Origin of the sequence: Clostridium chromiireducens (genome assembly GCF_003575225.1) — a bacterium.
GTDB classification, from domain to species: Bacteria; Bacillota; Clostridia; order Clostridiales; family Clostridiaceae; genus Clostridium; species Clostridium chromiireducens.
The window spans coordinates 236,811-257,118 of record NZ_QXDJ01000007.1; the positions used below are offsets into that span (position 1 = coordinate 236,811).

Sequence of the window (20,308 nt, forward strand, 5' to 3'; positions counted from 1 at the left end):
CAACCGAGCAGCATACTATCACATAGAGTTTTTCATAATGACCATACATATTTATTTAAAATTATTGTCAAGATCAAAAGCGAAGCGTGTCTTGATAATGATTTTAAATAAATATACCCTAACTTATGAAAAAATACAGTTAATACCTTATCTATAGTTTCAACAGGGGGCGTTCTTGTACTAGCTTTTCTGCCTGTCATTTTTAGGAATGAGTGTTATTGAAGCAAAAATAAACCGAATAATTAAAAATAATTTCACTCACGAATAAGATTTGATTATTTTTAGTTATTGGATTTATTTGAGCGTAAATAACTCCATTTCTAAAAAGGATTAGCAGGCAAGCCAGTACAAGATGGAACTGCCATCACCTTTTCAAACTTTATTCAGTATTGGTGATGGCAAGTCCAAGCCCCCGAAATCCATTGCCAGCTTGTCTGGCCTACTTTCTTTAGTTTTACCATTTCCTCATACATAGAACCCCAATATATCATGTACTATAAATAATACAAATACTATAGTTTAAAATAAATGCGCCCCACCGGGAACCCAAACAAAGGACTAGTCTAATGCATAGAGATACTTAGTTTATAAAAGGCTCAGATTTTTGAGGAGACTTTTATAAGCTTTAGTATCTCATGCTGATGACATGTCCTTTTTTGGGTGGTGGTTAAGGCGCCCAAATAACTATCTAATAAAGAAACTTGTCCTTTAGAAAATACGTATATAGTAATACTAACTGTAAATAGTGTAAGAGTAATAAAGGTATTTAATTATAAGATTATATAACTATAGATACTATCAGATAATAATTATGTAGATTTACATATAAGAGTAATACTTGGAGTGGCGTAGCCACAAGGAACACTAGTGCTCCTATATATTTATTACTTGCTGCCGCAGGCTACAACAATTAATGAGAAGTTCAAGATATAGAGAGTTTAGAATGTTTTAAAATATACTACCATAACATCTATGTTCTTAAAATAGAGAAATCTATGAAATAGCTTGAACTTATCTTCCTTAGGAGCGAAGTGACGTTATTGGATTACAAAAGATGGACTGAATAAAGCTATAGCTAAACTTTAAAATATATCATAACTATAAATAGCTTTATTATGTCCATCTTAACTCCTTTTACGTAGAGAAACATTAACTATGGGATTGAAGGCGCAGCCTTTAATCCTGACTCCAAACTTAAAGTAATTGCTGAAGAAAGTGTCAATGTAATGCCAAGGGAGCAGAGCGTATTGGTATTATGTATTGACTCTTTCTGGATTTAGAGTTTAAAAGTGAATTTAAAGTAAGCTGGGATGGATGAGGGAAACATTAATTTACGAGTGTAACGAGCATAATCAAAAGATATTAATTAGTTCAAGCGGAAAGGAATATAGGAGAGATAGAAACTTTATTAAATGGAGTTTTTTAAAACGTAGATTTTCTTTTGCTTGAAGTATATTAATATCTTCTTTTTTAATATATAAATTTATTACATAATAATATTGATATAGGAATATGAAAAACTTGTAAAGAAATACAGTTATAATATAATAATATATGGCGATAATGATGTGGAATAGTAAATTGAGATGAATTAAGAAAAAGAAATTATAAGGAATAGTTAAAAATACTATGATTATAAAAATTGTACTAAAAGTATACAATTTATGCAGTTAGGAGAAAGTTTATGGAAATTAATTATATGACGCTAATTATGAATTGGATTAATTTTGGTTTAATAATTTTAGTAGTAATAGGAATATATAAAGGAATAAAAGCATTAAGAAATTTTATAAAAAAGAATAAACAAATGGATGAAAAGTTAGATATCATTTTAGATGAACTAGAAAAAAATAAGAAGTGAGTAATATTTATAATTTGCTTTACTAAATAATACATTATTCAGAAGTGAATTTGCGGTAGTTTTTAAAAAAGTATTTCCTGATAGTAAATTATGACGACTTAACTATAGTTAGTATTAGTTTATATATTATGAAGAAAAAGAACTGTCTTCATTGATTCCCTTTAACAAACAAAGGAGGTCAAAGACACTAACTTAAATATGAGAAAAATATGTCGTGGCAATGAGATGCATTACATTTATTTATAAATGATACTATTAAAAATCTAGGGAAGTGGGGCGCATTATGCCAAAAAATGATAATATGCTAGCAATTTTATGGATGCTGAATTCAGGTACAAAAATAACTGCAAAGCAAATATCCGAAAGGTTAGAAATAAACATAAGGTCAGTTTATCGTTATATGGATGCATTGTGTGTTAGTGGAGTGCCAATAATATCGGAGCCTGGTCATAACGGCGGATATAGTTTGCTTAACAATTTTATCCGAACACCCCTGTTTTTTGACCTTGAAGAGAAAAAATCACTTTTACATGCTGCCATTTTTGCAATGGAAGCAGGATATCCTTTTATGGAAGCACTAAATAGTGCAACATCAAAGTTAAAGATGTTCTCGAATCAAGAACAAGAAAAAGTCCTTAATCGTCATTTAGTTGGATTTGAAGTGGTGAGCCGTATTTGCGATCCAGCTGTCAAACCTATATTAATGGAACTCGAGCAAGCTGTTGCTAATGAATGCTCTATGGAAATTGAATACTGTTCAGGTTATGAAGGACATCTTAAGCATAGGGTTGTTGACCCCTATGGTATGCTTTATTGGAACAATAAATGGTATGCTATTGCATTTTGCCATCTTAGGAATGAAATTCGCAGTTTTAGGGTAGACAGAATAGTAAATATTATAAGCACTAAAAATTCGTTTAAGCGTCCTGAAGCTTTTTCGGCACGTGAGTTTTTTACAAAAAACTTATTATCCAATGGGGAAAGCAAAGTAGGACTTTGCACTTTAGTAATCGAGGGCAAAGCAGAAGCGTTGAATGATCTTTGCGCACATTGGTTTTTAGGATATCATCTGATAGAACGAACTGATTGCAGAGCTAATTTTTTAATGGATGAAGACTCAATCCATACCTATGTTCCTCATATTCTACTTCAATATGGTAAATCAATAAAGGTGCTTGAACCAAATAGTTTTAAAGATGCTATGGCAGCAATTCTTAGAGATTTGATGGCCCATTATCTTCACTGACTGAATTTGTCAGTGAAGATAATATACAATAGATCGAGATGGAGTTTGAGACCATCCTGCAACAAATAGCAACAATGAAATGAATGTGGAGGAATAGAAAATGAAGAATACAGTATATCTTTATGTATTTGATACAATGGCAGACTGGGAAATAGGTTATTTAAGCACTGAAATCAATTCGGGAAGGTACTACAAAAAGGGATTAATGCCGCTAAAAGTAGTAACTGTAGGAATTACCAAGACCCCTATTACTACAATGGGAGGTCTGAAAATATTGCCAGAAATTGAACTTAAGGAGTGTAGTGTTAAAGATACTGCTGCTTTGATTCTACCTGGTGGGAATACATGGACAGAAGCAATTCATGCTCCCATTATAAGAATGGCTGAAAAATATTTAGAGAAAGGTATTGTTGTAGGGGCAATTTGTGGTGCTACAATAGGACTTGCTATGGGGGGAGTATTGAATCAACGAGCTCATACAAGCAATGACTTGGGGTATCTTAAAATGGTCTGCCCAAGCTATGATGGAGAAAAGTATTATAAGCAGGAATGTGTAGTAACTGATGGAAGTTTGATTACTGCTTCTGGAATAGCTCCCCTTGAATTTGCTTTGCATATATTGAAAATTTTAGATGTATTCTTACCGCAAACCCTAGATTCCTGGTACAATCTTTATAAAACCCAAGAGTCAAAATATTTCTTTGAGTTGATGAACTCAATTCAATAAAATGGATTAAAGTGGGTAAGATAGCTACTTTTCACCACCTTTTACTTTAGCATGGGTTTTGTCGGCAATGTCGGCGACACCCCTCCAAGGAATCAAGAGTATCTCATTGTTTATGATTATAATACTTCGATAATCAGCTATGGTGCCGAAGGAAGAATCCATTAATCTTTGGAACTGCTTGGAGGAGAAAATCCAATGACTAAAGTTAATAAGTATAATTATTAGTACGCATTCTTCTTAACTTGTGTATCACTTTATAATTTAAATTGAACTACTTAGTTATGAGTTCACATATAAGCAAATTTAAAGGCGATAAACAATTAAAACAAAATGTTTATCGCCTTTATTCAAGCTACTTTATGAGAGTCATCACTAGAATCTACATCTAGAGCAACCCCAAGTTTTGCTGATATTATGGTATTTAGTTTGTTAATTGAATTTGATAAGCTAACAATTTGTTTCTCTAAGCGTATTAGCAAATATGCAGAAACTGCCACGGGAAAACCATTATTAACAATTAGATTTATTAATTGATTTACTTCCATAAACTCATCACCTCCTATAAAAGATATATGAGGGAAAAGAGATGATTTTATTTTTAGAAAAAATAATTATATTGAAAATAATTAACAGAATAATTATTGAGTGCCGCCTTCATTTACAATGTAGTTATGATACTGATCTATGGCAATATCAACGATAGTGCTGACACATACATTTATATCAGGATGTAGATGTTTTAATTCATTTATTTTTCTTATTGTAGAGTTTCTAAGAGTATAGCTTCTTTTAATAGTTGGAGTCTCCCCATCAATAGCAGGGGTAGCACCATTAGGAAGGGGAGTCTTTCTATTATCAAATATGTCTTTTGTAGAGCTTAACGTATTTTTTGTTTCTGCAGAATCAGTTGTATTATCTTTAGTATTGTCAGTATTACCAAAAGTAATAGTTGATTTTGTATTAGTTTTAGGAGATTCTTGAATAGCAGTTTTATTATTTGATTCAAATTTATAATCAGTCTGAATCTTATCAGCATCAGAATCATCAAAAGAGAAGGAAGAGATACAGTCACCAGCTATAGGAGCTTCACTAGTAAATCCACATACTTCACCTTCATCATATTCAAAATCATTTTTAGGAACCTTTGATATTCTTTTTCTAGCCATAAATTATCCTCCATTCAGTAAGTTATATTAGGTTAATCTTTATGTAATTTAGTCTCTTAATAAAGATATATGGTTCTTCATATTAGGATTCTAAAATTCTAAGGAATTTTAGAATAAGTATTCTTGAGAACTTTAGAATAATAGAATTTTAGAACTTAAGAATTTGCTTGTAAAATGCAGGTTAAGAGGCTGGGTATGCAAATTTAATTATAATTTTAATGTTATGGTACAGCATAAAACATATATCCATAATAGCAGTAGCTAAATCTTTAGAGCTGTGAATAAATTAATGGTAGGTGTTTAAAAATGATTAGAGATGAAATTAAGATTAGTTCAGAAGAAGGAGAGTGCTTTGATAAAAAGCAAATAGCATTGGCAATTAGAAATTCTACTTTTCAGGATGATTTGAAATGTTCTTTGTTAGAGGACGGAATATTAGATAAATGCTTAGGATGTAGTTTAAAATATATTTGTGATGGAATAGATCAGGTAGTTGATAATTATGTGGACAAAACTACTGAGGTTGTGAATAATTTTAATTTTGATTAGGCAAATGAAATATTGATATTATTATATTAAAGATAACAGCCCCAAGGATCACATTGAACCTTGAAGCTGTTAGATTTTTTTGCTTAATAATACAATGAAATATTATTAAGAATTTTCATTAAAATAGTTTTCTTTTTTAGAATAGCAGTAGAGTAACACATATCTTTTATATTAGCATAATCCAGAACTGTATAATTTTTAAAGAATACAAAATCTATAAATTGTTTTTCCTCTTCATTTAAATTTATTAGAGCCAGTCTTAAATCTTCATAATCGCACATTTCACATAATGAAGTTTCAGTGGAGACTTCAAGTGAAGGAAAGTCTTTTTCAACATCATCATGTAAGCTTAATGCATCATTACCCTCAGTAGAACTTTTAGTCTTAATTCTCTTGATTAAATCATTCATATTATTTTTAATTGCATTAGTAGCATAGGCAACAAATCTATGCTTTTCTAGATTGTACATCGAAACAGATTTAAAAAGTGACTGATAACATTCCTGGATAATATCATGTTGGTTATACCCATCAACGAAAGTTCTTTTAGAAATATTATAAATTAAAGGTCTAAATTCATAAGCTAATTTTTCTTTTGCTTTTTCATCATTATTTTTGCATCTGGTAACTAAAGTTTCAATATAATCAAAATCCATATAAACCTCCTTCTTCAACTAAGAGTTAGGAATTAAATCAATCAATTAATTTACATATATTGTGTTTAGTATTAAATTTACCTCTACATATAGTATATATGGTTAATAGACATATAACGTATAAGAGAAATTAATATTAAGCATAAAATTTTGAAGGATGGTGTAAAAAATGATTGATTTTATAATTGCTGTTGGTCATACTGCAAGTGGAAATATTGGATGTGGTGTTGTTGATAGAGTTGATGAAAGTAACTGTGTAAGAGAAATTGGAGCTTTGGTTGCAGAGTATTTACAAGAAAAAGGTCATTGTGCTAATTTACTTAGAATAGATAAAAGCAATAGTTATAATTGTGAAGATTGTTATCTTAGAGCAAACCAAGCTAATGAAATTGCAAAGACAGCAAATGTGGAGTTATATGTTGAGATTCATATTAATGCAGGGGGAGGAACTGGTCCAGAAGTATTGGTTACTGGAAAATCAGAAGTGGCTAATCAATATGCAGTGAAGGTAACTAATGCTTTAGCTAGTACTTTAAATTTACCAAATAGAGGTGTAAGGACAAGGAGTCTTATTGTTTTAAATAGAACCGTTATGCCTGCAATTTTAGTTGAGTGTTTGTTTGCTGATAGTTCAGATGTATCTATGTATAATCCAGAAGTTATTGCAAGAGCTATTGTTAATGCATTAGTTGGATTAGATGGTTCTAGTAATGGAGAATGGAAAGCGGGATGGAATAAAAATGATATTGGGTGGTGGTTTTGCACCAATACGGAAAATAAATATTATTATACAGCAGAAAATGGTTGGAAAAATATTGATGGGGAATGGTATATATTTGATGGTAGAGGATATGCATTACAAAATTCCTGGTATTATGATGAAGGTGATAGGGCTTGGTATTACTTAGATGAAAGCTGTAAGATGGTTAGGGGAAATAAGGAGAAGCCTTTGTGGTTGTGGATTGATGATGGTTGTTATGCTTTTAATGTATATGGACAAATGCATTGTGATTGTGTTACTTCTGACGGATGGAAAGTTGATAAGCACGGAGTTTGGATTGATAATTAAATCTTCTACATGGCTTTTTTGTATAAAAATCTGTTTTACTATATAATTTGCGTATTATTATGAAGATAAATTTTAAATATCCATAAATAATAATTAATGACTTCTTATCCATTGGGGGATAATACTTATAATTTTATATTGTGCGTTAATTTAATAGTATAATATTTATTCATATACAAATAATAGTTTAGGTATTTAAAATATCTAAATCATTATTTTAGGAGGAAAATAAAATGAGTATGGCTGTAATGACTCAAAACAAATATCAAGTATGTATAGATGAATGTAACAGATGTGCGCAAGCGTGTTATGAATGTTTTAAAGCATGCTTAAATGAAGCAGACGTCCAAGCAAGAAAAAATTGTATAAGTCTTCTTGTTGAATGTGCGCAAATGTGTGAAATGTCTTCATCAATGATGGCAATGGATAGTCAATTTTCAAAACAACATTGTCAATTATGTGCTACAGTTTGTGATAAATGTGCACAAGAATGTGAAATGTTTAAAGATGATCATTGTCAACAATGTGCTTCTGAATGTCGCACATGCGCTGATGAATGTAGAAAAATGGGCAATATGTAATACAAAAAAATAAGTAATTAATAATATAATTAAGTTATTAATTGCTTATTTACATTAATACCTAAGTAAATGTAATTACGTGCAATAAGCTTGTAATTTGATATAATCTACTGAAATATAACTGAATATATTTAGGATTTCATAATTAAATTTAGACATAACAAAATAAATGTATCTATTAAAAGGAAGTGAATTACAATGAGAACAATAACATGGGTATTAGTTATTGCAGCTGCTATAAGATTAGGAATAATAGGTTTTTTTGGAGCTGACTTCATAGGCTCTTTATTAGGATCTGCACCTGTAGCAATGTCTTGGGTGGATAGAGTAGTTTGCGGGATAGTCGGTGTAGCGGGAGTATATGTAGTTTATTTATTATTCAAGGGTACAAATACTGAAGTTGTTTAAAAAGTTATTTTAAAATAAATATATTATAAAAATATAATGAAAAGAGTTGGCTTTTTTAGTTACAATGATTTTAAGGCAACTCTTTTTTTATTTAACTTCTATTAATTTTCATAGATTATTGTTCTATTCATATTGAATAATACAGACTGTACCAAGACATTAAAAATATATTGGCACAGTTCTAAAATCATGCTGAATCTGTATATATTTTGATTAAGTAATATTGAGCAATCTTAATTTCTCTTTACTTTTAAATATCTAATAATATTTATACAAGTTATTATAATGGCTAACGTTGATAAATTTATATTATATGTAAATGCTGGATTAACAGTAAGCACTAAATAAACAACTAATACCTGATAAGCATACCAAGATATTATACCAGTAGCAATTACAGAATATCTATTTGGATGTCCTTTAAAAAGTGAAGTTAAACCTAATTGTAAGAAATCAATAATCGATAACATAACAATTGAAGTTAATATTAACTTAGTAATTGCTATTTTTGCAAGCGAAGCTGTAGTGCTTAATAAATGGCTAGAAAACATATTCATAGATAGAATTATAATTGGTAGTGTAAAAATTATTGATATTACCATATTTTCTTCAAAAGTATTAACAACAACACTATTTTTTTTGGGTTTAATTGTTAGCTTTTCGTTTACTAAAAAATTATTTTTAAACTTAGTTCTATCATAAGATATAGATTTTTGAGGACATTCATACACACATTTTCTACACTGAATACAATCAGGTGAATTGATTTTATTATCTTTAAAATCAGATGGAGAAACGCCCATAGGACAATTATCTGAGCACTTTCCACAATTTATACAATCTGCAGATACTTCGAGTACCTTCTTATTTTTGCTGAACTTTGCCATTAATGATCCCATACTTCCCATGGGGCAGAAATGACACCAAACTCTATGATTGTATAAAAGAGATAACAGAGTCCCAATAATAATAGATTCCATTATCATTTCGAAGTAAATAAAACCAACTCGATTACCATTTCCCCAGGCTGATTTCATATCATAGATAAACATGATTATCATAGTAATTGCTATGATAATTTTCAGAAAAGTGGATTTGAAAATTTTGGGAACTTTATGACCTCTACTTGTTTTAATGGTTACTTTATCAAAGAAATTACCAATTGGACATATGCTACCACACCAAAAACGCCCGGTAAAAAAACCAACAACGGCAGGTCCCATCATACATATGGTAAATATTAGCGCAACCATGGGGTGTATAAGACCTATTAAAAGATTGGATAGCATAATTAAATAAGAGTACTTCTTCCAGAATACTAAAACTTTGTTTTTCATTTTGATTTAACCCTCCTTGTTCTGAGTTGCTTCTAGCCTGTGAATTATTTTGTCACATCATTATAAAGAGGTATGAGATAATTAAAATACTAACTATGTATATTATCATCTAGACTCCGGTTAGTATCTAATACAACTTCAGATTTTGGTAGACATAAAAATGAAGTTTTTAAAAATTACAAAGTCAGTAATTTTTATATTACCATTATCAAAATTTCAAAAGTATGATATCTTCATAAGTGTTTCAAATGTAATTATATCAAAATAAATTATATAATTTAACTATGAAGTTTTTATGAAGAAAAATGTCATTTTTTAAGAATTTCTTTTAACCATTCATTTCCATATTCTAGTACTTTATCTCTACTATCTTGATTTCTTTTATTTTTGCAATAAGGACAAAAGTTCCAGGTAGGGTTTAAATCATTTTTGCAGAATATACATTTAACCTTTACTTGTTTAACTTTACAATAAGGGCAATAATCCCATTTTTCATCAATGATTTTTCCGCAGGATTTACATTTTTTTTGTACAAATTTATTATTTATCATAAACAACAACTCCAATGCCATAATATATAAAATTATATACATTTATTGGGAAAAAGTCAAAAGTATCTAATTGGCGAAAATGAGTGAATAATAAATATTTATGAAATATGATTTATTTAACAAATATTGTAAGAAATATTGAAGTTCTATGTTTGATGCTGTATAATTTTACTAGTGATTTACAAAAATGGTAGTAATCGAGGGTTATCAGATGAGGAGGATTAGTATGGAAAACAATATATTGTCAATAGGTGTGGATATGGGAAATGACGCTTTTAAAATTATAGGGCCAACTAAGAAGGAATTGTTAGTATTAAATTTAACATCTCCATGGTATGTTAGAAGAGTTATAAATGAGGATACAAGATATCCATTAAACTTATTAGAAGTAGATATTAAAAGTAAAAATGAAAATATAGGAAAATACTTTGTTGGTGGGATGGCCTATAATTTTAATAGAGGTATAATAAAAGAAAAAACTGTGGTAGATAGACATAATGGAAAAGCTGAAGATAAAAATAGTCTTATTGTACTTTTAACTTCTATTGCATTATCTTTAATTACACCTAATAAGACACGAATTAAAGAGAAAGTTGTTTTAGGAACAATGTTACCTACAGAAGAATATTTCAAGAATAACAAAGAAAATGTTAGAATTCTTCAGGACAAACTAATGGGAATTCATCATGTAAAATTTTTAAATCCTATATTTAATGGGATTGAAGTAGAATTCGATATAGTAGGAGTAACTGTTGAGCCAGAGGGACTAAGCGCAATAAATGCAGTAATGTATGATGATGAGGGTGAACTTCTTAACGAATATGTAGAGAAGTATTCAGAACGTACAATACTAGGTTTTGATATTGGTGCTTTAACTACAGATATAACAGTTATGCAAAATTTTGAACTCAGAACTTTCTTTGGAATGGAGAAAGGAACCATAGATCCATTAAATAGAGTAGTTGATTATCTAAAGACAGAACATAAAGTCACTGTCCCAAGACACAAGATAGATAATACTATTATTAAAAATGAGAAATTACTGGTATATGGTAATGAAATACCAGGATTTAAAGATCTTTGCAGTGAGATTATAGAATTTGAAGGGCGCCAATTAGTAGATGAGTTTTCAGCCAAAGCAGCTGCCGCAGGTGTACAACTTCCTGATATAGGCTTATTAATTTTTAATGGCGGAGGATCACTTTTATTTAAACATATTTTAGAAAGTGAGTTAGGAAGAATACCAATGATATTTAGTCAAAATGCTATTATGCTAAATGCACTTGGCGGATGGAAAAATGCCAATAAATATAAAACAGGTTTAAGAGATGCACAACATGACTCATTTGATTATGCAGCAATCACATTGTAGAGTTAAGTAAATGTAAATATAAGTATTATAAAGTGAATTAAAAAAGGATTACCTAAAGCTAGTTTCTTGGGTAATCCTTTTTTATTATTTTAACTTTACCTAAATATACTCAATTTGAATTTAAATCAAATTGAATATCTACTTTTTTTAACGCAATAATACTGATAATATTATATGTATAAGTGTAGAAATAATATTTGTTAAAATATAGGCTTTGAATTTTTATTTTATATAAGCATGCTATAAAAATATGTAATATAAGTATGTGTGTTAAATATTTTGGCACAATAATTGCTTGTATAAAATTAGTAAGGAATAAAATTTACGGAGGTATACAACTATGAAGAATAATAAAATAATTATATATTTATTGTTAGGTGTTATATTAATTATATTTGCATATAATTTCATTTTACCAGGAACTTTCAATAATTATAATAGCGGCATGCATATGGGGATGGGAATGCACATGGGCGGATATAGAAATTCAAATAATTCCCTTAATTATTATTCATACTTACCATATATTATTTTTATCTTTATTTCAGTTATTTTAGGGTTGATGGTATTTAATTATATATTTGCCAATGTAAGTGATAATAAATGTAAAAAATGTGGTTATAAAATTGATAGTGAAACATGGAAGGTTTGTCCTAAATGCGGAACAAAGCTACTTGATAGAGGTGGTGATAAGAAATGACATTATTCTTTTTAATTATATTAGCGATAATTATTTACTACACTCTAATTTATGGGAAAAATCACAAAAATATATTAAAAATAGATGAGAGTAAGAAGTGCCCTAATTGTGGGAATCCTGTAGAAAAGAATTTTAATGTATGCCCAATTTGTAAAGAAACATTGAAAAAGAAGTGTTTTAATTGTGGTGAGATAGTTGATGCATCTTGGAAATATTGCCCTTATTGCGAAGCTAATTTGAGAAAAGGTGAAGAAAAATGAAGCAAAAACTAAAGTATAAGTTATTGATTATTATATTAATTACAATAATATCAATACTGCACTATATGTCAGATACAGTTAATTCTCCCCTTCATCAATTTTATAGGTTATTATATTTTATCCCAATTATTATTGCAGCTTTTAATTTTGGATTTAAAGGCTCTATAGTCATAACTCTTTTAGTTAGTTTAATATATTCACCTCAAAGGTTATTATTTATAGGTTTTAAATTTGAGGCTATTACTGAATTGCTAGATATATTATTATTTTTTGCAGTGGGTGCCATTTCAGGAATTTTAATTGAAAAGAGAAACTTGGCCTTTTTAGAAGTAGATAGTCAATTAAAGAAATATATGATCCTTGAAAATTATACAAATTCAATAATTCAAAGTATAAAGAGTGGAGTTGTTGCTATAAATAATGATTTTTTTATAACTTCAATAAATAATAGTGCTAAAGAGATTTTAAATATGCCAGGTGATGTCATAGGACAGAACTTTTTTGATTTAAATATATGGGACGAAGTTATTAAAAAGCAAATGATAAATGCTGTAGAGAATGAAAGGTTTGTAAAAGATATAGAAATAGAATTATCAAATAATGATAAGAATATTGTTATTAAAGTAGATGTATATCCACTAAGTTTAGAGAATAGAAATAAAGGTCTAGTTCTGATTATTGATGATATAACAGAAATCAAGAAGATTAAGCATCAAATGCAGAGAAATGATAAATTAGCTTCTGTAGGGCAATTAGCAACAGGCATTGCTCATGAAATAAGAAATCCATTAGCTATTATTAAAATGATAGAGCAAACCATGGTAAGTGAACTGAAGGACAATAAAGAGGTTGTAAAAGAATTAGAGATAATTGATGAAGAAATAGAAAGAGCAAATAAGGTTATAAAGTCGCTAATGGAATTTGGAAAACCAAGTAAGAATGAAAGAAATCTATACTCTCTAAATCAAGTAATAGAAGATGTTTTAATTATAGTAAATAAATATACTGATCAGCACAATGTTGAGGTTAATTTGTTAACGTCTGATATTCCTATAATAGAGCTTGATAAGGAACAATTAAAACAGGCTTTTGTAAACTTAATGTTTAATGCTGTAGATGCGATGCCAAATGGAGGAATTGTTAATATATCAACAGAGATATATGAAGATAAATGGATTAGAATAATTTTTGAAGATACAGGGCAAGGAATAAGTGAAGAAAGCATTGAAAAGATATTTGATCCGTTTTATACAACAAAAGATGAAGGAACAGGTTTGGGACTTCCAATAGTACACAGAATTATAGAGGATCATGGCGGGATAATTAATGTTTACAGTAAAATTGGAGAGGGAACTAGGTTTGAAATACTTTTTCCACGAAATTTGGAAGGAGGAATATAGTTGAAAATATTAATTGCAGACGATGAGAAAAATATGAGATGGATATTAGAAAAGAATCTTAAAGAAGATGGCTTTATACCTGTGCAAGCAGAAGACGGGGAAGAAGCTTTTAATAAATTTTTAGATGAAGAGCCTGACATAGTAATACTAGATTATAAAATGCCAAAGCTTGATGGCATGGAGGTTTTAAAAAGAATTAAGAAAATCAATGAAAAAGTGCCTGTAATAATGATAACAGCTCATGGAAGTACAGATGCTGCAGTAGAAGCCATGAAAGTAGGGGCATCAGATTATATTTCAAAGCCTTTTGATATTAAAGAATTGAAATTATCAATTGCCAAAGCTTTAAATCTTGATAAATTAAATAAAGAAATTGATTACTTAAAAGAAACAGTATCTCAAAGTTTTGATGATAAGATAATTGGTAATAGTAAAAGGCTACATGAGGTATTTGAAGTTGTTGATAAAGTGGCAGATACAAATGCTACTGTTTTAATAATTGGTGAAAGTGGAACTGGTAAAGAAGGAATAGCAGCTTCCATTCATAAAAAAAGTATTAGAAAAGATAACCCTTATATAAAAGTTAATTGTGGTGCTATTCCAGAAACTCTAATAGAAAGTGAATTGTTTGGATATGAAAAAGGTGCCTTTACAGGAGCTGCTAGCAGAAAGTTAGGTAGATTTGATAGGGCACAGGGAGGAACTTTATTTTTAGATGAAATTGGAGAGCTTAGTCTTGCACTTCAGGTAAAAATATTAAGAGTACTGCAGGAAAAAGAATTTGAGCGTGTAGGTGGTACAGAAGTTATTAAATCAAATGTTAGGATAATTGCTGCTACCAATAGGGATTTAGAAAAAATGGCTGAGAAAGGGGAATTTAGAGAGGATTTACTATATAGACTTAAGGTTATACCAATAAACATGCCTGCTTTAAGGGAAAGAAAAGAGGATATTCCTTTATTAGCTGATTTTTTCATAGATAAATATTCAAGTGAAATAAATAAAGGAAAAATTCACATTGAAAAAGATGTAATAGAACTATTAATGGCTTATGATTTTCCAGGAAATATAAGAGAGCTGGAAAACCTAATAGAAAGACTAGTTATTTTATCAGTCGATGGAGTAATAAAAGCATCAATGTTGCCTAAGGAAATAGTAAAAGGTGCATACTCAAATAAAAAAGACATTTTCGTATTACCGGAAGATGGAGTTAATCTAGAAGAAGTAGAAGAAAGTCTTGTAAGACAGGCGCTAGAGAGATCTAAAGGAAATCAAACCCATGCAGCAAAATTATTAGGAATGTCAAGGCATGCTCTTATATATAGAATGGATAAATATAATTTAAAATAAATAATCTTTAAATGCAGATGCTGCAGGTATCTGCACTTGAATTTTTAGGAAGCAATCGTATATTATGACGATTGCTTTTTTGTAAGCGAATAATTAAATGCAGGTGTTCAAAATTCTACAGTTATGTGTAAAAATATGAACAGTATTTATAATCCTTATTAGATAAAGTTCTCTTAATAAAAATATAATAGTTTTTATTTATCTAATATTAAATGCGATAAATCCCAAGGATATCATAATGAAGAATAAATATCTAAAAGAATATATATCTTCATAATATCTACATAATAAAATCGTAAAATAAAATAAAGATAAAACAATATTAAAAGTTGGCATACTTTTTGCTAGTTAATATGAGTATAGATAAAAATAATTATTTTGAGAAGGTGAAAATGTATGAAGAAAGATGCAACTTTAAAAGTTATTGTTTTCTCAGTATTAGGATTACTAATTCTATGGCTAGCAAGTTCCTTATTATTTTCAACTGGAAATGGAATTAGTGTTAATTTTAGAGGATATTATGGAGGTGAACATATGTATATGGGAAATGGTTATGGTTTTGGATTTGGAGGAACAATATCAGTATTATTAATGTTTCTTATAAAGATTCTACTTTTTGTATTTGTAGTAGCGTTAATAATAGGTTTAATCTTAGTTGTAAAGAATAGTATTTTTACACCAGAAGATATAGCAACTATAAAAGGTGCTTTTACTTCAAAAAATCAATTACCTAAAAAGGTATGTGATGCTTGTGGTAAAGAATTAGATACAAAGTGGAAAGTTTGTCCATACTGTGGAAAAGAAGTTCACAATACAATAGAAGTATAAAAAAATAAAAGTAATAATTAAGGTCATTACGAAAAGATAAATATGGGGAGGAATTAAAATGAATAAAAATCCATGGTTAAAATTAGCTGGAGTATCGCTTGCAGGTATAGTATTGAGTTTTGGTATACTTTTTAGTTTACAACAATTCAATACGTATAGTAATTATAATGGTTACCAAATGCAAAATGGTATGAACAATGGAAATAACAATATGCAAATGCAAGGTAATATGAATACACAAGGTGGAATGAACATGCAAGGAAACATGGGCATGATGGGTGGAATGAATGGTAATATGCCAATGCAAGGAGGCATGAATGCACAAGGCGGTATGAATATGCAAGGTAATATGAATTCCCAAGGTGGTATGTCACAAGGTGGCGGCATGATGGGTGGCATGATGAGTATGATGAATGGAATGATGTAATAAAATAATATTTTTAGTAAATAATAAATATATAGTTGGGAGTGACAAGTTATGAATAAAAAATTATTAATAGCAGCAGGAGTAGTTGCACTTGCAGTAGTAGGATATTTAATTTATATGTACGTGTTAATGCCACCAGGATCAATGTAATAATTTATATAACTGAAATAAGGCTGTCAATTTTACATAAAACAATTTGACGGCATTTTATTAATATTAAATAATTTAAAAAGATAGTTGGGAGTGACAGAATATGAATAAAAAACTATTAATAGCAGCAGGAATAGTTGCACTTGCAGTAATAGGATATTTAATTTACATGTATGTATTGATGCCACCAGGATCAATGTAATAATTATGATAATTAAAAAATGCTGTCAATTTTATATACAACAACTTGACGGCGCTGTATTAATGTTGAATATTCTGAAAAAATAGTGGGAGTGATGTAGTATGAATAAAAAATTATTAATAGCGGCAGGAATAGTTGCACTTGCAGTAGTAGGATATCTAATTTACATGTACGTATTAATGCCACCAGGATCAATGTAATAACATATAATGTTCAAGTTAAGCTGCTAATTTTGTATAAAACAAGTTAGCAGCTTTTATTATGTACTGAATACCAACATCTATAAGTTATTTTGATTAAAATTAAAGGAATCGATATTTAAGTACAAATAAATCAATTTATAGAGTGAGATAAGTGATTTAGAGTAAAATTAAATATATTTAATTAAGACTAAATTTGTGGAAATCCTATTATATATGACTTATTCTTACTGTTTTTATGCTACGATACTTTAAAAATATATACTATTATAACAAATCTTATGTATATGGTGGCATGATAATTGCCTATATAAAAATTAATAATAATTTAAAAATTATAGAGGTGTTCGTCATGAAGAATAATAAAATAATTTTACATTTATTAGCATGTTGCAAATTATTAGCTGCTTTAGTTGTCCATTTTTTATAGCATCTTCTTTCATTCTCATAAATTATAGCATCAACAGCAGTTTTTGAATAACTGTTATGGCTAACGCAAGTGTATACTTTTTTGTGTATTTTTTTAATTTTTCAAGATATCCTTCAAGAGTTTCAATTGAACGTTGTAATGTAGTCTTTCTTTTCCCACATCTGTAGACGAATTCTATGCCTTCAGACTTTTTCAGTGCATAAAGTTTTTTTCTAAGCTTTTTTACATGTTTCATTTGAACTGTATTTTTATAAATAACTTAATATCATAAATGAAGTTAGTCATCTCTGCAAGAATTTATTCTGCACATAGAGCAAAATGTAAGCTTCTAAATATTGCAAATGTGGCATGATCCGGAGCAGTGAAACCCTCAAGTAAAAACATAAAATTAATATCTCTAATGCATGCATTTTCAATGTCTCTATATGAATATAGTTTATTCATATAAGCATAAATAAAAATATTTTATCATAAATCTTAGATTCGTAGAATCTGAGATTTATTTTTTTATGCAAAAAGAGCCGTGCACAAATTTTAGTGCGACAACCTCTTTTATCTTTCGAAAGTAAATTGAATTAGTGAGCATTTTATGTTGTAAGCCAGAGATTAGATAAAAGTTGTACAAGATTCAACAGTTAATTGTAAAAATATGAACAGTTCATATAAATATAAGATAAGATTTATTTATGTATAAATAGTAGCTTATATTAAATGGAGCAGCGAAATGAAATTAGAGTGGATTATATTTATAAAGTAATGATAAAAAATTAAAAAACATGGATAACTTCATGAAATCAACATAAATAAGTTTTAATATATGAAAAGATAAAATAACATTAAAAGTTGGCATGGTTTTTGCTAAATATATAAGTGTGAAGAAAAATAATAATTTTAGAAGGAAGAAGGGAAATTATGAAAGAAGTAAATTTTAAGCTTATTATTTTCAGCAGGAAATGGAATTAATATAAATTTTAGAGGAAATTATGGAGGTGGGCATATGTATGTCGGAAATGTTTATGGTGTTGGAGTTGGTGGAACAATATCAGTATTATTAATGTTCTTTATAAAAATTCTATTCTTTGTATTTGTGGCAGCACTAATAATAGGGTTAATTATAGTAGTAAAAAATAATATTTTTACTACTGATGATATTGAAACTATAAAAGGTACTTTCAATTTAAAGAATAAAACAACTAAGAAAATCTGTGATGATTGTGGAAAAGATTTAGATTTAATATGGGAGTTTTGTCCATATTGTAGAAAAGAAGCTAAAAGTATAAATATAGAAGCTGAAAGTGTAGATACAGAAATCGTAAATATAAAAAAGGAAACTGAAAATACAAAAACAGAAATTGAAAGTATAAATATAAAAGCCGAGAGTGTAAATACAGAAATTGTAAATTTGAAAAAGGAAACTAAAAACATAAATGTACAAGATGATAATATAAATAAAGAAACTCAAAATACGAAAAAGAAGCTAAAAAAACAACCAAAGTATAAAATTAAAAATAATAATTAAAAGTATTATAATCAAAATAACAAATATGGGGAGGAATATAAAATGATAAATAGAAATCCATGGTTTAAATTAGCAGGTGTATCGATTGCAGGTATAGTATTAAGTTTTGGTGTGCTTTTTGGATTACAAGAATATAACACGTATAAGTATACTAATGGCTATCAAATGCAAGGTAATATGAATACTCAAGGCGGAATGCAAATGCAAGGTAATATGAATGCTGGGGGCGGAATGAACATGCAAGGCAATATGCCAATGCAAGGAAGCATGAATACTCAAGGCGGAATGAACATGCAAGGCAATATGCCAATGCAAGGAAGCATGAATGCTCAAGGCGGAATGAATATGCAAGGCAATATGCCAATGCAAGGAAGCATGAATACTCAAGGCGGAATGAATATGCAAGGAAGCATGAATTCTCAAGGTGGTATGTCACAAGGTGGCGGCATGATGGGAATGATGAATGGGATGATGGGAATGATGAATGGGATGATGTAAAAAGAATCTTGTTAGAAAGAATATAATAATTTATATAACTGAATAAGGCTGTCAATTTCATGTATAACAATTTGGCAGCTGTACATTAATTTAAGATAATTTAAAGGAGGAGTTACTATGGGAATAGGAGCAGTATTATTGCTTTATTTAATTAAAATACTATTTATAGTATTTGTTGTTAGTTTACTAGGAGGAATAGCGTTAATAGTAAAAAATAATATATTTACACCAGAAGATATTGAAATTTTGAAAGGAACTTTCAAAAATAAAAAATCGAATGGTCAAGAAGAAATTAAAACAGTTCAATATGAAGAAGTTTAATTATGGATTATTAAACTTATGGTTTTAAAATAATTACCAAGAAGTTCATATGATAATCTTCAAATCAGGCTTGCAAATATAAGAAACTATATTAGGAGGGATATATTTTGAACGGAACAGAAGAGATACATGTATTAAAAGAAGAAGTAGAAAAATTGAGAGACAAGCTCAATAAAGATGTTACTATAAATTTTAAATATATGAGCAAGGATAAATATAAAAATTTATTAGCTATAAGTGAAAAGCTTGATTACGCTATAGTTAATTATATAAAAAGTTCTAGCAGATAAGTCCAAAATTATCTATCAAGCAAGAGTGTCATTCTAATATAGTATGTCTATATTGCAAGCTTGTTTATAGAACGTTAAAGTTCTTATTATGTAAGTGTTAATGATGTAGAAAATAATTTTTATAGCTATGATAAAAATATAGAATTAATAGAAAATAAAACAAATCAGGAGGAGAAGTAATTATGAAAAATAATGCATGGTTTAAATTAG

Annotated in this window: 24 protein-coding genes and 1 pseudogene; 18 read left to right on the forward strand and 7 right to left on the reverse strand. The window is 28.9% G+C overall.

Annotated features, from left to right (window positions below; all coding sequences use genetic code 11):
* Nucleotides 1-1,684 precede the first annotated feature (1,684 nt).
* From D2A34_RS26925 to D2A34_RS23225, 3 genes are all read left to right on the forward strand, one after another.
* Nucleotides 1,685-1,861, forward strand: coding sequence for a hypothetical protein (locus D2A34_RS26925; RefSeq protein WP_182629450.1), 177 nt, complete (start codon nucleotides 1,685-1,687; stop codon nucleotides 1,859-1,861).
* A gap of 283 nt (nucleotides 1,862-2,144) precedes the next feature.
* Nucleotides 2,145-3,107 carry a helix-turn-helix transcriptional regulator gene (locus D2A34_RS23220; RefSeq protein WP_119368059.1) on the forward strand — a complete coding sequence of 321 codons (963 nt, stop codon included), beginning with the start codon at nucleotides 2,145-2,147 and terminating at the stop codon, nucleotides 3,105-3,107.
* A gap of 100 nt (nucleotides 3,108-3,207) precedes the next feature.
* The gene (locus D2A34_RS23225) at nucleotides 3,208-3,834 is read left to right on the forward strand and encodes a type 1 glutamine amidotransferase family protein (protein ID WP_119368060.1); all 627 of its coding nucleotides are present in this window, start codon (nucleotides 3,208-3,210) and stop codon (nucleotides 3,832-3,834) included.
* A 347-nt stretch (nucleotides 3,835-4,181) separates the two neighbouring features.
* Here the strand turns inward: D2A34_RS23225 and D2A34_RS23230 are convergent, their stop codons facing one another.
* Nucleotides 4,182-4,379 (reverse strand): YvrJ family protein, encoded by a 198-nt coding sequence (locus tag D2A34_RS23230; protein ID WP_119368061.1) that lies wholly within the window; start codon nucleotides 4,377-4,379, stop codon nucleotides 4,182-4,184.
* A 93-nt stretch (nucleotides 4,380-4,472) separates the two neighbouring features.
* Complete coding sequence (locus D2A34_RS23235; RefSeq protein WP_119368062.1) at nucleotides 4,473-5,000, reverse strand: hypothetical protein; 528 nt, start codon at nucleotides 4,998-5,000, stop codon at nucleotides 4,473-4,475.
* Between the two features lie 306 nt (nucleotides 5,001-5,306).
* Between D2A34_RS23235 and D2A34_RS23240 the strand changes: the two genes are divergently transcribed.
* Nucleotides 5,307-5,549 (forward strand): hypothetical protein, encoded by a 243-nt coding sequence (locus D2A34_RS23240; RefSeq protein ID WP_119368063.1) that lies wholly within the window; start codon nucleotides 5,307-5,309, stop codon nucleotides 5,547-5,549.
* Nucleotides 5,550-5,632: 83 nt separating this feature from the next.
* Here the strand turns inward: D2A34_RS23240 and D2A34_RS23245 are convergent, their stop codons facing one another.
* Complete coding sequence (locus tag D2A34_RS23245; RefSeq protein ID WP_119368064.1) at nucleotides 5,633-6,205, reverse strand: sigma-70 family RNA polymerase sigma factor; 573 nt, start codon at nucleotides 6,203-6,205, stop codon at nucleotides 5,633-5,635.
* Between the two features lie 169 nt (nucleotides 6,206-6,374).
* Between D2A34_RS23245 and D2A34_RS23250 the strand changes: the two genes are divergently transcribed.
* The 3 genes from D2A34_RS23250 to D2A34_RS23260 all read left to right on the forward strand — a co-directional run bounded on the left by D2A34_RS23250 (nucleotide 6,375) and on the right by D2A34_RS23260 (nucleotide 8,263).
* On the forward strand, nucleotides 6,375-7,274 hold the full coding sequence (locus tag D2A34_RS23250) for an N-acetylmuramoyl-L-alanine amidase (protein ID WP_119368065.1): 900 nt from the start codon (nucleotides 6,375-6,377) through the stop codon (nucleotides 7,272-7,274).
* Nucleotides 7,275-7,507: 233 nt separating this feature from the next.
* On the forward strand, nucleotides 7,508-7,855 hold the full coding sequence (locus tag D2A34_RS23255; protein ID WP_119368066.1) for a four-helix bundle copper-binding protein: 348 nt from the start codon (nucleotides 7,508-7,510) through the stop codon (nucleotides 7,853-7,855).
* A gap of 198 nt (nucleotides 7,856-8,053) precedes the next feature.
* Entirely contained in the window at nucleotides 8,054-8,263 is a 210-nt protein-coding gene (locus D2A34_RS23260; RefSeq protein ID WP_119368067.1) for a DUF378 domain-containing protein, read from the forward strand.
* 233 nt (nucleotides 8,264-8,496) lie between these two features.
* Here the strand turns inward: D2A34_RS23260 and D2A34_RS23265 are convergent, their stop codons facing one another.
* Nucleotides 8,497-9,600: a 4Fe-4S binding protein gene (locus D2A34_RS23265; RefSeq protein ID WP_119368068.1), complete on the reverse strand. Its 1,104-nt coding sequence runs from the start codon at nucleotides 9,598-9,600 to the stop codon at nucleotides 8,497-8,499.
* A gap of 308 nt (nucleotides 9,601-9,908) precedes the next feature.
* On the reverse strand, nucleotides 9,909-10,151 hold the full coding sequence (locus D2A34_RS23270) for a zinc ribbon domain-containing protein (protein WP_182629451.1): 243 nt from the start codon (nucleotides 10,149-10,151) through the stop codon (nucleotides 9,909-9,911).
* Between the two features lie 226 nt (nucleotides 10,152-10,377).
* On the opposite strand from D2A34_RS23270, the gene D2A34_RS23275 reads away from it, so the two are divergent.
* The 7 genes from D2A34_RS23275 (at nucleotide 10,378) to D2A34_RS23305 (ending at nucleotide 16,488) form a co-directional block, all read left to right on the forward strand.
* Nucleotides 10,378-11,523, forward strand: a complete 1,146-nt coding sequence (locus D2A34_RS23275) for a ParM/StbA family protein (RefSeq protein WP_119368070.1) — start codon at nucleotides 10,378-10,380, stop codon at nucleotides 11,521-11,523.
* A gap of 340 nt (nucleotides 11,524-11,863) precedes the next feature.
* Nucleotides 11,864-12,223, forward strand: a complete 360-nt coding sequence (locus D2A34_RS23280; protein ID WP_119368071.1) for a zinc-ribbon domain-containing protein — start codon at nucleotides 11,864-11,866, stop codon at nucleotides 12,221-12,223.
* Entirely contained in the window at nucleotides 12,220-12,483 is a 264-nt protein-coding gene (locus D2A34_RS23285; RefSeq protein WP_119368072.1) for a zinc ribbon domain-containing protein, read from the forward strand. Before D2A34_RS23280 ends, D2A34_RS23285 begins: the two co-directional genes overlap by 4 nt.
* Nucleotides 12,480-13,883: a two-component system sensor histidine kinase NtrB gene (locus D2A34_RS23290; protein ID WP_119368073.1), complete on the forward strand. Its 1,404-nt coding sequence runs from the start codon at nucleotides 12,480-12,482 to the stop codon at nucleotides 13,881-13,883. Before D2A34_RS23285 ends, D2A34_RS23290 begins: the two co-directional genes overlap by 4 nt.
* Nucleotides 13,884-15,233 (forward strand): sigma-54-dependent transcriptional regulator, encoded by a 1,350-nt coding sequence (locus tag D2A34_RS23295; protein ID WP_279221650.1) that lies wholly within the window; start codon nucleotides 13,884-13,886, stop codon nucleotides 15,231-15,233.
* 396 nt (nucleotides 15,234-15,629) lie between these two features.
* Nucleotides 15,630-16,061: a zinc ribbon domain-containing protein gene (locus D2A34_RS23300; protein WP_119368074.1), complete on the forward strand. Its 432-nt coding sequence runs from the start codon at nucleotides 15,630-15,632 to the stop codon at nucleotides 16,059-16,061.
* Between the two features lie 58 nt (nucleotides 16,062-16,119).
* Nucleotides 16,120-16,488 carry a hypothetical protein gene (locus D2A34_RS23305; RefSeq protein WP_119368075.1) on the forward strand — a complete coding sequence of 123 codons (369 nt, stop codon included), beginning with the start codon at nucleotides 16,120-16,122 and terminating at the stop codon, nucleotides 16,486-16,488.
* Nucleotides 16,489-17,492: 1,004 nt separating this feature from the next.
* Here D2A34_RS23305 and D2A34_RS27710 read toward each other — a convergent pair.
* Both D2A34_RS27710 and D2A34_RS27715 read right to left on the reverse strand, forming a co-directional pair.
* Entirely contained in the window at nucleotides 17,493-17,705 is a 213-nt protein-coding gene (locus tag D2A34_RS27710; protein WP_147357754.1) for a hypothetical protein, read from the reverse strand.
* Nucleotides 17,706-17,775: 70 nt separating this feature from the next.
* Nucleotides 17,776-17,932: pseudogene (locus tag D2A34_RS27715) on the reverse strand (transposase); the annotation flags it as partial.
* 535 nt (nucleotides 17,933-18,467) lie between these two features.
* On the opposite strand from D2A34_RS27715, the gene D2A34_RS23315 reads away from it, so the two are divergent.
* From D2A34_RS23315 to D2A34_RS23330, 4 genes are all read left to right on the forward strand, one after another.
* Nucleotides 18,468-18,989 carry a zinc ribbon domain-containing protein gene (locus D2A34_RS23315; protein WP_119368077.1) on the forward strand — a complete coding sequence of 174 codons (522 nt, stop codon included), beginning with the start codon at nucleotides 18,468-18,470 and terminating at the stop codon, nucleotides 18,987-18,989.
* Nucleotides 18,990-19,031: 42 nt separating this feature from the next.
* Entirely contained in the window at nucleotides 19,032-19,487 is a 456-nt protein-coding gene (locus D2A34_RS23320; RefSeq protein ID WP_119368078.1) for a hypothetical protein, read from the forward strand.
* A 117-nt stretch (nucleotides 19,488-19,604) separates the two neighbouring features.
* Complete coding sequence (locus D2A34_RS23325) at nucleotides 19,605-19,808, forward strand: hypothetical protein (RefSeq protein ID WP_119368079.1); 204 nt, start codon at nucleotides 19,605-19,607, stop codon at nucleotides 19,806-19,808.
* A gap of 107 nt (nucleotides 19,809-19,915) precedes the next feature.
* On the forward strand, nucleotides 19,916-20,098 hold the full coding sequence (locus D2A34_RS23330) for a hypothetical protein (protein WP_119368080.1): 183 nt from the start codon (nucleotides 19,916-19,918) through the stop codon (nucleotides 20,096-20,098).
* The last annotated feature ends 210 nt before the right edge of the window (nucleotides 20,099-20,308 follow it).

Coding starts and splice junctions, on each gene's coding strand:
- D2A34_RS26925 (WP_182629450.1), top strand. CDS start 1,685: ATGGAAATTAATTATATGACGCTAATTATGAATTGGATTAATTTTGGT.
- D2A34_RS23220 (WP_119368059.1), top strand. CDS start 2,145: ATGCCAAAAAATGATAATATGCTAGCAATTTTATGGATGCTGAATTCA.
- D2A34_RS23225 (WP_119368060.1), top strand. CDS start 3,208: ATGAAGAATACAGTATATCTTTATGTATTTGATACAATGGCAGACTGG.
- D2A34_RS23230 (WP_119368061.1), bottom strand. CDS start 4,379: ATGGAAGTAAATCAATTAATAAATCTAATTGTTAATAATGGTTTTCCC.
- D2A34_RS23235 (WP_119368062.1), bottom strand. CDS start 5,000: ATGGCTAGAAAAAGAATATCAAAGGTTCCTAAAAATGATTTTGAATAT.
- D2A34_RS23240 (WP_119368063.1), top strand. CDS start 5,307: ATGATTAGAGATGAAATTAAGATTAGTTCAGAAGAAGGAGAGTGCTTT.
- D2A34_RS23245 (WP_119368064.1), bottom strand. CDS start 6,205: ATGGATTTTGATTATATTGAAACTTTAGTTACCAGATGCAAAAATAAT.
- D2A34_RS23250 (WP_119368065.1), top strand. CDS start 6,375: ATGATTGATTTTATAATTGCTGTTGGTCATACTGCAAGTGGAAATATT.
- D2A34_RS23255 (WP_119368066.1), top strand. CDS start 7,508: ATGAGTATGGCTGTAATGACTCAAAACAAATATCAAGTATGTATAGAT.
- D2A34_RS23260 (WP_119368067.1), top strand. CDS start 8,054: ATGAGAACAATAACATGGGTATTAGTTATTGCAGCTGCTATAAGATTA.
- D2A34_RS23265 (WP_119368068.1), bottom strand. CDS start 9,600: ATGAAAAACAAAGTTTTAGTATTCTGGAAGAAGTACTCTTATTTAATT.
- D2A34_RS23270 (WP_182629451.1), bottom strand. CDS start 10,151: ATGATAAATAATAAATTTGTACAAAAAAAATGTAAATCCTGCGGAAAA.
- D2A34_RS23275 (WP_119368070.1), top strand. CDS start 10,378: ATGGAAAACAATATATTGTCAATAGGTGTGGATATGGGAAATGACGCT.
- D2A34_RS23280 (WP_119368071.1), top strand. CDS start 11,864: ATGAAGAATAATAAAATAATTATATATTTATTGTTAGGTGTTATATTA.
- D2A34_RS23285 (WP_119368072.1), top strand. CDS start 12,220: ATGACATTATTCTTTTTAATTATATTAGCGATAATTATTTACTACACT.
- D2A34_RS23290 (WP_119368073.1), top strand. CDS start 12,480: ATGAAGCAAAAACTAAAGTATAAGTTATTGATTATTATATTAATTACA.
- D2A34_RS23300 (WP_119368074.1), top strand. CDS start 15,630: ATGAAGAAAGATGCAACTTTAAAAGTTATTGTTTTCTCAGTATTAGGA.
- D2A34_RS23305 (WP_119368075.1), top strand. CDS start 16,120: ATGAATAAAAATCCATGGTTAAAATTAGCTGGAGTATCGCTTGCAGGT.
- D2A34_RS27710 (WP_147357754.1), bottom strand. CDS start 17,705: ATGAAACATGTAAAAAAGCTTAGAAAAAAACTTTATGCACTGAAAAAG.
- D2A34_RS23315 (WP_119368077.1), top strand. CDS start 18,468: ATGTATGTCGGAAATGTTTATGGTGTTGGAGTTGGTGGAACAATATCA.
- D2A34_RS23320 (WP_119368078.1), top strand. CDS start 19,032: ATGATAAATAGAAATCCATGGTTTAAATTAGCAGGTGTATCGATTGCA.
- D2A34_RS23325 (WP_119368079.1), top strand. CDS start 19,605: ATGGGAATAGGAGCAGTATTATTGCTTTATTTAATTAAAATACTATTT.